Raw genomic sequence first — 15,894 nt, 5'->3', positions numbered from 1 at the left:
CAGCGGCTGGGGCTCGCCGGACGACGCGCTCGTCGTGATATCGGGCCACGTGGGGCGCGATGCCGTCGCGACGACGGCCTGGCGCCACCCGGGCCGCAGTGAATCCAGAGGGGTCGTCGTCCCCGGGACCGGGGTGGCTCTCGTCGTGGACGCCAGGCTCGACACCGCGCTGTTGCGATCGCCCCTCGCGCCACTCGTCGCGTTCTGGCCGATGGCGTCGCTCTCGCCGGTGGCGTGGGAGCTCTGGCTGGTCGGACCCGACGGCGGCCGGCACCTCCTGACCTCGCAGCTCGAAATCCGGTGTCCCCGGCCGCGCCTGGCCGACCCGAGATTCGTGTGCCTCGCCACCGATGGCGCGCGGACCAGCGTGTGGTCGATTGACCCCGCGCCGGGGACGCTTCAGGCGTCCGCCGCGGTGACGGGCAAGGTGCTCCGGGAGGCGCTCGGACCCGACGGCGGGCTCGCCGTGTGGACAACGATCGGGGGCACGCTGCTCAATTTGCCCGCGCGCACGGCCGTGCAGGTGGCGCTCGCCGAGGAGGCCGGCTCGCCCCTCGACCTGGCGCTCGAACGCGGCCGGCTGGGCGCGCTCGTCCGCGAGGGCGCCAGCGTCACCGCCACGGTCTACGAGGTTCAGTAGGTCAGCGGAGCTTGTGGCGGCCGAGGCGGACCGCGGCGATCTCCGACTCCGGCACGGCCGTCTCGACCACCAGCGTCTGCTTGGCGAAGTCGATCGAGCGCACCACGCCGAGCCCCAGCGTCTCGCGCTGCGCGTCGTCGAGCCCGGCCAGGACGCCCTGGAAGTCGTCGAGCGAGTAGTTCTGGAGCCCCAGGTCTTCGTGCCGCTTCTGGATCTGGCGGACCTGCGGCTCCTTCAGCGGATCGGGAGTCACCAGGACCAGCTCGTTGCCGCGCCGCTCCGCCCACAGCACCATGTCGTCAAGGAGCGTGGCGAGGTCCTCGACCTGGCGCGGCGGGAGCGGCTGACCCACGTAGAGCGCCGGCTGCCGGAGCACGATGCGACCGAGATCGAGGGAGATCGGCCGGGCCCCGGCGAAGTAGGCCTGGAGGCTCCGCTCTCGGTGCTGCCGGCGCTCCTCCTGCGAGCGCCGGCGGGTAGTCCCCGCGGAGGCCAGGCGCAGGATCGTCGGACGCTGGCTCGCCTCGTAGGGCCGGAGGATGTGCTCGCATTCGCCGTTGCGCTGGAGGCACAGGACGAGATCGGGCTCGACGAGATCGATCTTGTGCTGCTTGAGGAGGCGCCCCATCTCGCCCTGGACCATGCCCGACGTGTCGACGACGACCCGGTCGAAGCCGAGTCGCACCGCCTTCTGGGCCATCATCCGCGTCCCCAGGACGGTCGGCAGGAGGTGTCCCTGGGGCGAGGTGGAGCCGACGAAGTAAAGGCCGAGGACCTCCGCGTCGCCGAGCCGCTCGACCGGCGCCCGGAGGCGCCCGAGCCCGACCGTGGTCGGGGGGCCGATATCCGACTGCCCCAGGTCGGCGTCCACGACCCCGACGGACAGCCCGCGCTCGAGGAGCGTGCCGGCCAGGAACGTGGTGAAGCTCGTCTTCCCGGTGTCCGTCTCACCGATCACGAGGATCAGCCGGGCGTCGGCCGCGCGGGCGACGGCCGCGTCCCAGGAGGGGTCGGTCACACCGGTCCCCTCGGACGTGGCCCGGATCTCCTCATGCCGCCGGCAGTCATCCCTCGAGCCGCCGGCAGGCGGCGGCGATCCGGGCCAGACCTTCTCGGATCGTGTCGAGGCCGCACGCGTACGAGAGGCGGACGTGGCGGTCCGAGCCGAAGTCGGCGCCGGGGACCACGGCCACGCGCGCCTCGTCCAGGAGGAAGGCCGCGACGTCGGCCGAGCTCCCGAGGCGCTGGTCGCCGAGGCGACGGCCGAAGAGGCCGGAGACGTCGGGAAACGCGTAGAACGCCCCCTGCGGCATCCCGCAGCGGATCCCGGGGATGCGGTTGAGTCCGTCGACGATCGCACGCCGGCGCCGGTCGAACTCGCCGGCCATCTTGGCCACCTCGTCCTGCGGACCGCCCAGCGCCTCGACCGCGGCCCACTGGGCGATGGACGCCGGGTTCGAGGTGCACTGGCTCTGGAAATCACCGATCGCGCGGATCACCTCGCGGGGCCCGGCGGCATAGCCGATGCGCCAGCCGGTCATCGCATACGCCTTGGAGCAGGTCTGCACGACGAGCGCGCGGGTCTTGATCTCGGGGCCGAGCCCGGCGATGGACGGCGCCCGGTCCTCGTAGGAGAGGGCCTCGTAGCACTCGTCGGAGACGACCCACACGCCCCGCTCGACGGCCAGCGCGGCCACCGCCTGGAGGTCGGCGCGCGAGTAAACGGCGCCCGTCGGGTTGTTCGGGCTGTTCAGGATGAGGAGCTTCGTCCGCGGCGTCACCGCGGCGCGGAGCGCCGCCAGATCGAGCTGGAAGCCGCGCGCCTCGTCGGTCGGGACGATCACGGGCGTCCCCTCGCAGAGACGCACTTGCTCGGTGTAGCTCACCCAGTAAGGCGCCGGCACCAGGACCTCGTCGCCGGGCCCGACCAGCACCGCGCAGATGTTGTAGAGCGTGTGCTTGGCGCCCACCGAGACGACGATGTCGGCCGGCTGGTAGTCGAGCCCGTTGTCGCGCTTGAGCTTGGCGCACACGGCGGCCCGCAGCTCCGGGATGCCGGAGGTCTCCGTGTACTTCGTCTGGCCTTCGGCGAGCGCCCGGATGGCGGCGGCTTTCACGCGCTCGGGCGTGTCGAAGTCGGGCTCGCCCGCGCCGAAGGAGATGACGTCGAGGCCCTGAGCCCGCATGGCCCGCGCCTTGGCGGTGATGGCGAGCGTCGGGGACGGCTGCAGGCGCCGGGCACGGTCAGCCAGCATGAATGCGTCGACCCTCCTGGGTCCGGGTGGCGATCACCGCCGGGAGAACTTGTCGGCCAATCGTTTTTCCACACCGGGGGGGACGAGTCCCACCACCGAGCCGCCATAGGCGGCGACCTCCTTGATGAGGCGCGAGGAAATGTAGGAGTAGGCCTCGTGAGGCATCAGGAAGACGGTCTCGATCTCCTCGCGGAGCTTCCGGTTCATGAGCGCCATCTGGAACTCGTACTCGAAGTCGGAGACCGCTCGCAACCCCCGCACGATGGCCCGGGCGCCGATCGCGGTCACGAAATCGACGAGAAGGCCCTCGAAGACGCGGATCTCGAGGTGGCGCAGGTCGCGGGTGGCTTCGCGGATCATCTCGACCCGCTCCTCGTCGCTGAAGAGGGCGGTCTTGGCCGGATTGGTCACGACGGCCACGACGAGCTCGTCGAACATCCGGAGGCTGCGCTCGATCAGGTCGAGGTGTCCGTTGGTGAGCGGATCGAACGAGCCGGGATAGACGGCGCGAGTGGCCACGATAGCGGCGGCTCTGGAAGGGCACCTACCCGGGATGCATCCCGCGGCAGTCGCGGCGGAGGCGCGGCCGAGCTCGATGGTACGCCACTAAGGCCTCAGGCCGACCGGAGTGTACCCTTCGGGCCGAAAGAAAGTCAAGGTCGTTTCCCCGAAACGGCGCGGCGCCCGGTCACCGGCCAGCCCCGCCGGGCACGGCAGCGGCGTCTTCGTGAAATGCTGGACGACGACTCGGGTGTCGCCGTGAAGCCAGCCACTGCCAGCGACGGCGCGGAGGGCGCGCGCGGCGAGATCGCCGGCGTACGGCGGATCGAGGAACACGAGGTCGAAGGCCGCCTCGCTCGGCGCGAGCGCCGGGATCACGCTCAACGCGTCGCCGGCCACCACGCGCGCCCGCTCGCGCGGGAGGCGCAGGGCGGCCAGATTGGCGCGCAGGGCCCGGAGTGCCGCCCGGTCGCGCTCGACGAACACCGCGCGGGCGGCGCCGCGCGACAGGGCCTCGATTCCGACCGCGCCGGTCCCCGCGAAGAGGTCGAGCACCCGCAGCCCCGTCACCGAGGGCCCGAGGATGTCGAAGAGCGCCTCGCGGACCCGGTCGGCGGTGGGTCGCGTCCGCATCCCGCGCGGCGCTGCGAGCCGGCGCCCCCGGTCGGCTCCCCCGATCACTCGCATCGATGCACCACGCGCTCGGTGCCCGGCGTCGGGTTACTCCGACTCACCGCTAGCCGACCGAGGCCAGGTCCAGCCGCTCCCGCCACCGCGCCAGCAGCGCCTCACGCAGCCCCGCGTGCTCCGCAAGGCGGAGGCCCGGGTCGCGCTCGACGAGGCCGACGGCCTCGGCTCGGGCCTCCTCGAGGAGCCGGCCGTCGGTCAGGAGGTTCGCGGCGCGGAACTCGGGGAGTCCCGCCTGCCGGGTACCGAAGAACTCGCCGGGGCCTCGGATCTCCAGATCCACCTCGGCGATGCGGAAGCCATCCTGGGTCTCGCACATCGCCTGGAGCCGTCGCTGAGCCTCGTCGGAGAGGAGCCCGGACGCCAGCAGGATACAGTACGACCGCGCGGCGCCGCGGCCCACCCGCCCGCGGAGCTGATGGAGCTGGGCGAGACCGAAGCGCTCGGCGTGCTCGATGAGCATGACGCTGGCGTTGGGGACGTCGATCCCGACCTCGATGACCGTGGTCGCCACCAGGACGTCGAGCTCGCCGGCCTTGAAGGCCCGCATCACGGCATCCTTGGCGTCGAAGCCAAGCCGCCCGTGCATGAGGCCGACGCGGCGGTCCGGGAAGACCTCGCTGGCGAGGCGCTCGGCCATCGCGGTCGCCGCCCGGAGGTCGGAGGCCTCGGTTTCTTCCACGAGGGGATAGACGACGTAGGCCTGGCGGCCGCCCGCGAGCTCCTTCCGGATGAAGTCGTAGATCTCCCGGCGCTTGGCCTCGGTGCGCCAGGCGGTGGTGATCGGCTGGCGTCCCGGGGGGAGCTCGTCCAGCACCGACACATCGAGGTCTCCATACAGGGTGAGGGCAAGCGTCCGGGGAATGGGCGTGGCCGTCATCACCAGCACGTCCGGATGTTCCCCCTTGGCGCGGAGGCCGGCCCGCTGAAGCACGCCGAACCGGTGCTGCTCGTCCACCACCGCGAGCCCGAGGCGGCGGAACGCCACCCCTTCCTGGATCAGCGCGTGCGTCCCGACCACCAGGGGGGCCGCGCCGCTCTCGGCCGCGGCCAGCGCGATCTCGCGCTGCTTCGCCTTCTGGCCGGACGTGAGGAGTGCCAGGCCGATGCCGAGCGGCTGGACGAGGGCCTCGACGGTCGCGAAGTGCTGCTCGGCCAGGATCTCGGTGGGCGCCATCAGGACGCCCTGGTAGCCCGCCTCGACGGCGGTGAGGAGGGCCATGACGGCGACGACCGTCTTGCCCGACCCCACGTCGCCCTGGAGCAGACGATTCATCGGCGTCGGCCGCGCGAGGTCGGCGCGGATCTCTTCCCACACGCGGCGCTGCGCCCCCGTCAGGGCGAACGGGAGCGTGGTCAGCAGCCCCCCGACGAGACGCCCCGGAGGCGCGATCGCGTGACCGCGACGCGCCCCCTCGCGCCGGCGCCGGATGGCGAGCCCCACCTGGAGCAAGAGGAAGTCCTCGAACACGAAGCGCCGGCGGGCGGTCTCGGCGGCTTCGAGGGCGTCGGGGAAGTGAATCGCCCGGTAGGCATCGACGGCGGACACGAGCCCGCGGCGACGGCGCAGATCCTCGGGAAGCGGGTCACGGATCTCGGCGGCAAAGCGCTCGAGGGCGCGATAGAGAAGGGTGCGCATGGGCCGCTGGGTCAGGCCTTCGGTGAGTCCGTAGATCGGGACGATGCGGCTCATGTGGAGCGACGCGTCCTCCTCGTCCTCCATGATCTCGAACTCCGGGTTCTGCATCGCCGCTTTCCGGTTGCGTCCGAGGACGACTTTGCCGTACAGGACGACCCGCTGACCGCGCCGGAACACCTGGGCCAGGTAGGGCGCATTGAACCACAGGCCGGAGAAGAAGCCCGTCTCGTCCCGGAAGAGCACGTGCAGGGGGACGCGCGATCGCCCGCGAGGCGGCGCCGAGACTCCGACCACCGTGCCACCGGTCGCCTGGGTCTCCCCGACGCGAAGCTTGCGGAAGGGCACGAGGTGACGCCGGTCCTCGTACCGGCGCGGGAACCAGTTGAGCGCGTCCCCGACGGTCAGGAGCCCGAGCCGCTCGAGCAGTTGCGCGCGCTGCGGCCCGACGCCCTTGAGGTACTGGAGGGGGGTGGGGAGGCCCGAGACTCCGGAGGGGCGGGAGGCCACGGGACGCTCGGTGGGCGGGCTCGGCGGGCGGGCTTGTGTCACCGCGCTCTCCATGGTATAGAAATGCGTCGCCCCCCCACAAGGGGGGCGTCAATTCGTCTGAGGAGTCGAGCATGGCACAACGCTGCGACGTGTGCGGCAAGGGCCCGGTCGTCGGTCACCAGATCAGCCACGCCCACAACGTCACCAAGCGCCGGTGGCTGCCGAACCTCGTGTCGATGCGGGCCATGGTGAACGGGCGACCCCGGCGGCTCCGGGTCTGCACGCGCTGCCTAAGGTCCGGCAAGGTTGTCAAGGCGGGATAGCGCCGGCCGCCGGGGCGCACGCTCCTCGGCGGCCGGCGTCTGGATGAGTGCCGGGTTAGGGGGACGCTTCGCCCCCGAACCCGATCCAGCACTGCTACTTCTTCTTCTTCTTCGCGGCCTTCTTCTTCGCCACTCCGAGCATCACCTCCCTTCCCCGTAGGATTCGGGAGGCAGGGAGGGGCTGCACCCCCTCCCGGCCGTCGCACGGCGGTTATTTCTTCTTCTTCTTCGCCGCCTTCTTCTTCGTCGCCATCCGCTATCACCTCCTCCCTTCCTGGGGCTCGCGTCCGGGGCTCGAAAGCCCGACTGACGGACGCCTCAGAAGCCCAGCGCGTCACGACGGAGCTTGTCGGCTTGCTCGCGCCCGCGGTGCTCGTGGTGATAGAGATCCACGTAGAGTTGCGGGAGGCACACCACTCGGAGACCGCCCTTCGTGAGCGGCGCGTAGAACACGCCCTGGTCGTACGGGGTCATGAGGTACACCGTCCCCTCGCCCTCCACCGGCTGAAGCCCGACGGCGCGGGCCAGCGGCTCGGGGTCACCGCCGACGTAGCAGTGCACTGTCGCGACGCGCACCTGGGGGCCGACCAGCGACGCCCCGGCGTGAAGGGTGAAGGCGTAGGTCCCTCCCAGGGCACTGGCTTGCCGGGCGAGCGCCTCCATGATCCGGCGCCTCTCGCCGACCGCCGAGATGTACGCCGTCATCGCGTTGGCCCGGTGCGAGTACTCGTCCCTCCAGGCGTCCAGGAGCTCGCCGGGCTTCTGAAGCCGGTACCGCCCGCCCGGTCCGCGCTCGACCCACTCGAGGTCCTCCAGGCGCTTCACGACGTTGTGGGCATGCCCCAGGCTCACCTGGGCAGCGCGCCCGAGCTCCTCGAGCCGCCAGCTCCGGTCGCGCTCGACGAGGAGCGCCCGGGCGATCCGCGTGGCGCGCGGCGCGAAGAGGGTCTTGAGGGGCCGGCTCGCCGGACGGGTGTTCGGCTTGCCCTCCTTCTCGATGAGGACATGGTCGAAGGCGAGATAGCAGTTGCCGGAGAGATCCACGTACCCGCAGCCGTGCTGTCGAACGAGGGCGGCCGACTGGGGGCTGATGTAGGGCGCCGCCACCATCGGATAGGCCCCTGGCACTTGCTCCCGGAGGCCCCGGAGGCGAGTGAGAACTTCCCGGATGTTTCGCGGCTGCCCGACCTGGCGAACCTCGCAGATCAGGGCCTTCACCTCCGAGCCCATCCGGAACCGGATGAGGAGATCCACCGTCTGGTCCCGGACGTGCGAATCGATAAGCTCCTGCCAATCCAGGGCTTGAGGGAAGAGACCTCGCAGCCGATGGGCCGCCTGCTTCTTGATTTCATTGATACGGAGCATGGTTTCACTGGTTCCGTCACTTTCAGCATTCGCTGAAACACTAGTGTGAAGTGAAACCCCCTGTCAAGTAAAAAACGCAGGGCTTCGGGACGGCGGTTGAAAACGCATCGGCCTGGAGGGCTCGACCCGGCCAAGTCCGGGCTTGCCCCGCCCCGGCGGGTGCGCTAGAGTGCGCGCCGATGTCCGCTCCGAAGCCTCGCGGCCCCGACGCCCCGCTCGCATCGCCTGGGGCGCTCATCGCATCTCTCGAGCGGACCAAGAACCGCTTCACGCCCGAGGATCGCGCGGCCAAGTGGAGCGCGCTCGCGGGCCTCGTCAGCCAGTCGATCCGGGAGCCCGGCCTGCTGCTGCGCTTCCATGAGGCGCTCTGCTTCCTCCGCGCCTACCCGGATGACGCCGTGCTCCTCGCGCAGGTCGAAGATGCGCTGGCGAAGTTCGGCGCACGCGTCGCGGCCCTCCTCGCCACCGGGCCGCCCGGGATCGCCGAGACGCTCGACGAGACCGGCGTGGCGGCGACGACGGTGTATTGCCCGCTCTCCTACGCGGCCGCGTCGTGGCTGGCGGCGGCCTTTCCCGACTCCGCCGAGCTCGACTGGGATGACGGGGACACCGAGGAGCGCGTCGCGGGCCTGCTCCCGCTCGTGGTAGGCGCGAGCGACGAGGACGCGCTGGTCGAGGTCGGCATCCCCTCGCGAGCCTGGCTCGCGGCCGCCAAGGGAGCGGCGTCAGGGAGTGACCTCGCGTGGCTCCTCGGTCGGCTCGCGCGAGCTCCCCTCGGCGGGCGGGCGGCCCTGGCCCTCTACGACGCGCGCGAGCTCCGCGTCCGCTGGGAACTGGGAGAAGGCGGGGCCGCCCGCACCCACGCCCACCTGCCCGTCGACCGGGTCTTCTTCCATCGGGGGCGGCTCAGGCGCCCGCGTGGCTCGCTCGCCCGACGGCGGCCGGGGCACCGCCTCCGGGTCCGGCCGGCCTCGCCGGCCGAGGGGGCCGAGCTTCTCGACACGGCCCGGGCGGCGGTGATCGTCCGCTACCGCGAGGTGCACGGCTTCAACTTCGCCGACCCGGCCGACGTGCTGCTCGCCGATGCCGGCCGGGGCGTGCGCATCGCCTGGTTCGGCCTCAGGCCCGGCCATCGGCTCCCGCTCCGCGCGCACTATGGCTACCTGCTGTTGAAGAACGGCGTGCCGGTCGGCTACGGCGACGCCTCCCTGCTGTTCGACTGGGTCGAGCTGGCCTACAACATCTTCGACACGTTTCGACAGGGGGAGTCCGGGTTCGTCTTCGCCCGCATCCTCGGATTTCTCCGACAACAGTTCGGGACCCGGACCTTCCACCTCAGCCGCTATCAGATCGGCCACGACAACGACGAGGCGCTCGCCTCCGGCGCCTTCTGGTTCTACTACAAGCTCGGCTTCCGCCCGACGCGTGCGGAGCTCGCGCGGCTGGCCCGCCAGGAGCGACGGCGGATCACCCTTCAGCCCGGCTACCGCTCCTCGCGCGCCACGCTCCGGCGCCTCGCCGGAGACGGGATGGTCCTCGAGGTCGGCGGCGCCCAGCCGGCGGCTCGGGCTTTCGACGTGCGCCGTGTGGGGCTCGCCGCCGCCCGGCTGAGCGCGTCCGGGGCGGCCGGGCGGGTCGCGCGGGCCGTCGGCGCCCCGGGGTGGCGGTCGTGGCCCTCAGCGGAGCGGCTCGCGTTCCGGCAGCTGGCGCCGCTCCTCGCGCTGATCCCCGACCTCCCGGACTGGCCGCGGCCGGATCGATCCGCGCTCGTGCCCCTGATCCGCGCCAAGGGCGGCCGGCGGGAAGCCGACTATCTCGGCCTGATGCGGCGGCATCGCCGCCTGCGCGCGGCCCTCCTCCGGCTGGCCGACACGCCGCGCGACCCGGCAGAAAGCGGGTGAACGTAGAGGGACGGCCATGGCTGTCGGCCTGATCGCGGCCATCGTCGGGGCGCCCGGGCATGCCGCTCACGCGAAACCGCAGGGCTTCGTGGGCGTGCCAGCCGGTGCGGATGACGGACGCTCCGCTACCCGACCACGGTCTGGCCCACCGCCCCTCCTACCCTCTCCGGCGCTTGATGAAGCTCGCGGGTCAATCTAGAATGTCCGACATCGGACGAGGGCGGGGCGGGGTTCGGTCGCCAGGACCCTGCGCTCGCCGCGTTCGAGCGGCACTTTCCGTGCGACACTGGAGGTCAAGCATGAGGTCATCCTCGAGCCTGCTCGCCGTGGCGATGTCCCTCCTGTTATTGCCCGTGCTGGCCGGTGCCGAGGCTCCGGTGCTGCCACCGGAGCTGGAGCGGGTGCGGACCGCACTCGACAAGTATCGGGATCCCTACGTCGCCGTCCGCGACGGGTACTTCTCGACCATCGGCTGCGTCCACTACCCCAAGCCGGGCGGCGCCGGCCGCCTGGCCTATCCGACCGGCGGCATGGGCGTCCACTTACTCAATCCGCAGCTCATCACGCCGACGCCGGACCCGATGCGCCCGTCGATCCTCGTCTATGAGCCAGATCACGGGAAGCTCCGCCTCGTCGCCGCCGAATGGTTCGTCCCGCTCGCCACCGGTATCAAGGAGCGGCCGACGCTGTTCGGGCAGCCATTCGACGGGCCCATGGAGGGGCACGAGCCGCTAATACCGAGGAACCTGCACCACTACGACCTGCACGTGTGGCTCTGGAAAGAGAATCCCTCGGGACTCTTCAGTCCCACCAATCCGACCGTCAGGTGCGACGGCTACGAGCATTCGCTGGCCGAGGAGGCCCCGCATCCCGTGCCGCATTCCCACCCTTAGCCCGACCGGCCGACGAAGGCGGGAGGTCGACGGAGGGTGCCGTCATGCAAGTGCCGCGCCTGAGCGAAGGTGACCTGGCTCAGCTGCTGCGTCAGTCGCTCGTGGCGAAGATCGCCACGACTTCGGCGAAGGGCGAGATCCGCATCTCGCCCATCTGGTTCGAGGCGCGAGACGGGGTATTCGTGCTGAACACGTTCGAGGACTCCGCCCTGGTCAAAAACCTGAGGGCGAACCCCCGCTGTTCGCTGCTGATCGATTCGACCCAGTGGCCGTACATCGGGGTGCACTACTGGGGAAAGGCGACGGTCGAAGGACCGGAGAACGACGCGACCGGGATCGGGAAGCTCTTCGCGCGATATGTGGGCAGCGTCGAGGCGGCGACCGACTACGCCAAGAAGCTCATTGGGTGGGGTAAGCGCGTCTACGTGCGATTCCGACCCGAGCGCAGCATCACGTGGGACTTCCGCCAGGGGTAGGGAACTGACCTCAAGCAAGCGCGGCCCTGCTCAGCTTGAGCGACTCGAGTAGCGCTTAGGGCTCCTGCTCGAGCTCCTCCAGCCTCGCACCCCGTGGCGGTTCGATGCAGCTGCTTGGAGATGTGGGCCGGGGCGCGCGCATCGCTTGGTTCGGCCTGAGGCCGGGCCATCGGTCCCGCTTCGCGCCTGATCCGCGCCAAGGGTAGCCGGCTGGAAGCCGACTATTTGGCCGCGGCGGCTTCGCCACCGCCACGACGGGAGGGCATCGGGGGGGTCTTCCGAGACCCCCCCGAAATGACCTAGGGCTGCTCGGTTCTCGGCCCGGCGCCGCTCTCGAGACATAGGAGGCGAGGGATGGCAAGAGACGAGGCAGGGCTGGGTCCGCGGCTCGCTGGCAAGGTGGCGTTCATCACCGGCGCGGGAATGGGCATGGGCCGCGAGGCCGCCGTCCTGTTCGCGCGGCACGGCGCCCGGATCGGCGTCGCCGACATCAACAAGGCGGCGGCCGAGGAGACGGTGGCGCTCGTGGAGCAGGCGGGCGGCGAGGCCCTGGCGGTCGTCGGCGACGTGGCCCTCGAGGCCGACGTGGAGCGGATGGTGGCCGAGACGGTCCGGCGGTTCGGCGCCCTCGACATCCTCTACAACAACGCCGGCGTTCTCTGGAAGCACAGCGATCGCTCCGTCCTCGAGACCGAGGATGCCTCGTGGGAGCGGGTCATGGCCATCAACCTCAAGTCGGTCTTCTGGGTGACGAAGTACGGCATCCCGCACCTCCGGGCGTCCGGCGGAGGGTCGATCATCAACATCGGCTCGGTCTCGGCGCTGGTCGGTTTCACGCGGGCCCAGGACGCCTACACCGCGGCCAAGGGCGCCCTCATCTCGCTCACCAAATCACTGGCCATCCAGTTCGGCAAGGATCGGATCCGGTGCAACGTCATCCACCCCGGGATCGTCGACACCCCGCTCCAGGCCCCCTACCTGACCGACGCGCTGCGGAAGGAGTTCGAGACCGGCATCCCGCTCGGACGGATCGCGCATCCCCGGGAGATCGCCTTCGCGGCGCTCTTCCTGGCCTCCGACGAGTCCACCTTCATGACCGGCGCCGAGCTGGTCATCGACGGCGGCTTCACCGCGCAGTAGCGGGATTACGCCGGCATTACGCCGCCGTTACGGCCTTTTTCCCGCTTGCGCCGGCGCGCGACCGGCTCTATGCTTCCGCCGTGTCGGCACCTCTCGGGCCCCTCGGCTTCCGGAACCCGCATAGGGAGGACTCTATGGCTCATCGACGGCCCGTCAGCCCGCGCTCCGCAGTCCTGGGCGCCCTGGCTGCCCTGCTCACCGTCGCGCTCCTCGCCGGCGGGGCGGTCGCCAAGACGACGCTCACGGTTTACACGGCGATCGAGGCGGACGACCTCAAGAAGTACGCGAGCCGCTTCGGCGAGGACAATCCCGACATCGAGATCAAGTGGGTCCGCGACTCGACCGGCATCGTCACCGCCAAGCTCCTGGCCGAGAAGGCCAATCCTCAGGCCGACGTCATCTGGGGCCTGGCCGCCACGAGCCTGCTCGTGCTGAAGCCCGAAGGGATGCTGCTGCCCTACGCGCCAAAGGGTCTGGAGCGGCTGGATGCCCAGTTCCGCGACCGGGACAATCCGCCGGCCTGGGTGGGCATGGACGCCTGGGTGGCGGCGATCTGCTTCAACACGGTGGAGGCTCCGAAGAAGAACCTCCCCAAGCCGGCCTCCTGGAAGGACTTGACCAAGCCGGTCTACAAGGGACAGATCGTGATGCCGAACCCGGCCTCGTCCGGGACGGGCTTCCTCGACGTGTCGAGCTGGCTCCAGATCTTCGGCGAGCCCGAGGGCTGGAAGTTCATGGACGCCCTCCACGAGAACATCGCCGTCTACACCCACTCCGGCTCCAAGCCCTGCACGATGGCCGGCGCCGGCGAGTATCCCATCGGCATCTCCTTCGAGTTTCGGGCGGCCCGGATGAAGAAGCAGGGGGCGCCCCTCGACATCATCTTCCCCTCGGAGGGCTCGGGGTGGGACATGGAGGCGACCGCCATCGTCAAGGGGACCAAGAACCTCGAGGCCGCGAAGCGGTTCGTCGACTGGACGATCACCGACAAGGCGATGCGGCTCTACAACGAGGGTTACGCCATCGTCGCCATTTCGAAGATGTCGCAGCCGATCGAGTTCTTGCCGGCGAACATGCTCGAGCACATGGCGAAGAACGATTTCCAGTGGGCGGCGACCAACCGCGCGCGCATCCTGGCCGAGTGGTCGAAGCGGTACGAGTCCAAGAGCGAGCCGAAGAAGTAGGATTCTGTCCTCCAGCGGCCCTCTCCTCCGCCGAGCGGGGGAGAGGGCCGGGTGAGGGGACGATGGCCGACCGCCCGCCGTACCTCCGCATCGAAAACCTCACCAAGAAGTTCGGCCCCTTCACGGCTCTCGACCGCATCGCACTGGAGATCTACCAGGGCGAATTCGTCTGCTTCCTGGGTCCCTCGGGGTGCGGCAAGACGACGCTCCTGCGGGCGATCGCCGGCCTTGACATCCAGACGAGCGGCCGGGTCGAGCAGGCCGGCCGCGACATCTCGGCCTTGCCGCCGACCGAGCGCGACTTCGGCATCGTGTTCCAGTCCTACGCCCTGTTCCCTAATCTCACCGTGTGGAAGAACGTCGCCTACGGACTGGAGAACGCGCGGGCCAAGAAATCCGAGGTGGCCAACCGGGTGCGGGAGCTCCTCGACCTCGTCGGCCTGCCCGATCAGGGGGACAAGTACCCCGCCCAGCTGTCGGGCGGCCAGCAACAGCGGGTGGCGCTGGTGCGCGCCCTCGCCACCCGGCCCGGACTCCTCTTGCTCGACGAGCCGCTGTCGGCGCTCGACGCCAAGGTGCGGGTGTACTTGCGCCACGAGATCAAGCAGCTCCAGCGCCGGCTGGGCGTCACCACGATCATGGTCACTCACGACCAGGAAGAAGCGCTGACCATGGCCGACCGGATCGTGGTGATGAACCGGGGCGTCATCGAGCAGATCGGCACGCCGGTCGAGGTCTACCGCGAGCCCGCCTCGGCCTTCGTCGCCGATTTCATCGGGCTCATGAACTTCGTCTCGGGGACCATCGTGGGACCCGGGACCGTCCGGTGCGGCCAGCTCGAGCTCGCCTGCGAGGCGGACGGGCTGGCGGCCGGGACCGCGGTCACCATCGCCATCCGACCGGAGGACATCGTGGTCCAGGGGATCGAAGGGAGCGAGCCGAACGCCGTCGAGACCCGCATCGACGCCATGTCGTTCCTGGGCTCGCTCTTTCGAGCCGACCTCGTCGGCGATGCGATCGGGAACGCCCGCCTGCGCGCCGAGCTGTCGATCGACCTGGTGCGCCGGCGGGGCCTTGCCGAGGGCCATCCTCTCCTGGTCATGCTGCCGAAGGAGTGCTTGCGCCTCTACCCCATGAGCGCCATCCGCAGCTGACCATCCCGTGGGCCCCTGCTTCCCCATAGGGGCTTTCCCCTAGGACCCCGCCCGGTATGATCCATGCATCATCCCGCCCACACCGGATTCGCCCGGTGGCGGTTTCTGGCCCTTTTTCCGGTGCTAACCCGGGTGGTCGGACCAGGGCCAGAGGCGCCACCGCCACGGCCGGACGTTCGGGAGGCAACAGGGCGTTCGGCGTCCGACAAGGTGAGGGAGGTCAGCGATGCGGCCGATCGACGACACGGGACACCCGGGGCTGTGGGGGATCATCCTGGCCGGCGGTGACGGGATCCGGCTCCAGCCTTTGACGCGGTGGGTCACGGGGGACGCCCGGCCGAAGCAATTTTGCGATCTCAGCGGGAATGGCTCGCTCCTCCAGGAGACAGTCCGGCGGGTCGCCCGGCTCATCCCGCTCGACCGCCAGCTCCTCAGTCTCACCCGGGCGCACGCGCGCTTTTACGAGCCCCTGCTCGGGCGCTTCCCGGAGGCGCGGCCCGTCATCCAGCCCGTGAATCGGGGCACGGCCCTGGGCGTCCTCTACCCGATGCTGCACCTCGCCGCGATCGATCCGGGGGTGACCGTCGCCGTGTTTCCCTCCGACCACTTCGTCATGCCGACCGACCGGTTCATGGATGCGGTCGCCGAGGCGGCGGCGACGGTCGAGCGGCACCCCCACACCGCGGTCCTCCTCGGCGTTCTGCCGTCCAGCGCCGAGACCGAGTACGGGTGGATCGAGCCGGGTGAAGCGCTGGCACCGGGCCGGGCAGTCCGGCACGCCGTCCGATTCGTGGAGAAGCCGTCCTTGCCGCTCGCGCAGGAGATGCTGCGGGCCGGATGGCTCTGGAACACGCTGGTGGTCGTGGCGAAGGTGATCCACCTCTTCCGCCTCGCGGTGGCCTATATCCCGGATACGGTGCGTCCACTCGTCCTGATGCGCGACGTGCTCGACACGCCGGATCACGACGCCGCGGTCGCGCGCGCCTACGCGGCCGCCGTGCCGGCGAACTTCTCCCGCGACCTGCTCGAGCGGGCGGGCGAGTCCCTCAGCGTCCTGGAGGTCCAGGGCGTCACCTGGAGCGATTGGGGCACCCCCCGCCGCGTCGTCTCGACGCTTCATCGCCTCGGCCGGCAGCCGGCCTGGATGACCGAAGGGCTGCGCAAGGAGTTGGCCGTCCCCGAGCCCGCCTACGACGGGCACGAAGCCGCCCTGTGGCGTGGACGCCTCGGGGCCTAGGCTCCACGCC

The 15,894-nt window shown here is 70.4% G+C and carries 15 protein-coding genes; 9 read left to right on the top strand and 6 right to left on the bottom strand.

The window, feature by feature from the left end; translation table 11 throughout:
- A partial coding sequence (locus VGW35_24385; GenBank protein HEV8310810.1) for a hypothetical protein occupies window positions 1–640 on the top strand: 640 nt, incomplete at its 5' end.
- A 1-nt stretch (window position 641) separates the two neighbouring features.
- Here VGW35_24385 and VGW35_24380 read toward each other — a convergent pair.
- The 5 genes from VGW35_24380 to recG form a co-directional block, all read right to left on the bottom strand.
- Entirely contained in the window at window positions 642–1,658 is a 1,017-nt protein-coding gene (locus VGW35_24380) for a Clp1/GlmU family protein (protein HEV8310809.1), read from the bottom strand.
- Between the two features lie 46 nt (window positions 1,659–1,704).
- Window positions 1,705–2,895 (bottom strand): pyridoxal phosphate-dependent aminotransferase, encoded by a 1,191-nt coding sequence (locus tag VGW35_24375; GenBank protein HEV8310808.1) that lies wholly within the window; start codon window positions 2,893–2,895, stop codon window positions 1,705–1,707.
- Window positions 2,896–2,928: 33 nt separating this feature from the next.
- The gene (coaD, locus tag VGW35_24370; GenBank protein HEV8310807.1) at window positions 2,929–3,414 is read right to left on the bottom strand and encodes a pantetheine-phosphate adenylyltransferase; all 486 of its coding nucleotides are present in this window, start codon (window positions 3,412–3,414) and stop codon (window positions 2,929–2,931) included.
- A gap of 87 nt (window positions 3,415–3,501) precedes the next feature.
- On the bottom strand, window positions 3,502–4,083 hold the full coding sequence (gene rsmD / locus VGW35_24365; GenBank protein ID HEV8310806.1) for a 16S rRNA (guanine(966)-N(2))-methyltransferase RsmD: 582 nt from the start codon (window positions 4,081–4,083) through the stop codon (window positions 3,502–3,504).
- A 49-nt stretch (window positions 4,084–4,132) separates the two neighbouring features.
- On the bottom strand, window positions 4,133–6,271 hold the full coding sequence (recG, locus tag VGW35_24360; GenBank protein ID HEV8310805.1) for an ATP-dependent DNA helicase RecG: 2,139 nt from the start codon (window positions 6,269–6,271) through the stop codon (window positions 4,133–4,135).
- Window positions 6,272–6,342: 71 nt separating this feature from the next.
- Here recG and rpmB point away from each other — a divergent pair, with 71 nt between their 5' ends.
- A complete protein-coding gene (gene rpmB / locus VGW35_24355; protein HEV8310804.1) occupies window positions 6,343–6,534 on the top strand; it encodes a 50S ribosomal protein L28 in 192 nt (63 codons plus the stop codon).
- Window positions 6,535–6,852: 318 nt separating this feature from the next.
- Here the strand turns inward: rpmB and VGW35_24350 are convergent, their stop codons facing one another.
- Complete coding sequence (locus VGW35_24350) at window positions 6,853–7,899, bottom strand: type IV toxin-antitoxin system AbiEi family antitoxin (protein ID HEV8310803.1); 1,047 nt, start codon at window positions 7,897–7,899, stop codon at window positions 6,853–6,855.
- Window positions 7,900–8,078: 179 nt separating this feature from the next.
- On the opposite strand from VGW35_24350, the gene VGW35_24345 reads away from it, so the two are divergent.
- The 7 genes from VGW35_24345 to VGW35_24315 all read left to right on the top strand — a co-directional run bounded on the left by VGW35_24345 (window position 8,079) and on the right by VGW35_24315 (window position 15,884).
- Window positions 8,079–9,800 (top strand): hypothetical protein, encoded by a 1,722-nt coding sequence (locus tag VGW35_24345; protein HEV8310802.1) that lies wholly within the window; start codon window positions 8,079–8,081, stop codon window positions 9,798–9,800.
- Between the two features lie 299 nt (window positions 9,801–10,099).
- Window positions 10,100–10,693 (top strand): hypothetical protein, encoded by a 594-nt coding sequence (locus VGW35_24340; GenBank protein HEV8310801.1) that lies wholly within the window; start codon window positions 10,100–10,102, stop codon window positions 10,691–10,693.
- Window positions 10,694–10,737: 44 nt separating this feature from the next.
- On the top strand, window positions 10,738–11,169 hold the full coding sequence (locus VGW35_24335; GenBank protein ID HEV8310800.1) for a pyridoxamine 5'-phosphate oxidase family protein: 432 nt from the start codon (window positions 10,738–10,740) through the stop codon (window positions 11,167–11,169).
- Between the two features lie 354 nt (window positions 11,170–11,523).
- Entirely contained in the window at window positions 11,524–12,309 is a 786-nt protein-coding gene (locus VGW35_24330; protein ID HEV8310799.1) for a glucose 1-dehydrogenase, read from the top strand.
- 134 nt (window positions 12,310–12,443) lie between these two features.
- Complete coding sequence (locus tag VGW35_24325) at window positions 12,444–13,493, top strand: putative 2-aminoethylphosphonate ABC transporter substrate-binding protein (protein ID HEV8310798.1); 1,050 nt, start codon at window positions 12,444–12,446, stop codon at window positions 13,491–13,493.
- Window positions 13,494–13,555: 62 nt separating this feature from the next.
- Window positions 13,556–14,647, top strand: coding sequence for a putative 2-aminoethylphosphonate ABC transporter ATP-binding protein (locus tag VGW35_24320; GenBank protein HEV8310797.1), 1,092 nt, complete (start codon window positions 13,556–13,558; stop codon window positions 14,645–14,647).
- Window positions 14,648–14,873: 226 nt separating this feature from the next.
- Window positions 14,874–15,884, top strand: a complete 1,011-nt coding sequence (locus tag VGW35_24315) for a sugar phosphate nucleotidyltransferase (GenBank protein ID HEV8310796.1) — start codon at window positions 14,874–14,876, stop codon at window positions 15,882–15,884.
- Window positions 15,885–15,894 lie beyond the last annotated feature (10 nt).

The organism is Candidatus Methylomirabilota bacterium, from assembly GCA_036005065.1.
Classification (GTDB): Bacteria; Methylomirabilota; Methylomirabilia; order Rokubacteriales; family DASRDR01; genus DASYQW01.
This window is presented reverse-complemented; position numbering and strand designations above follow the sequence as displayed.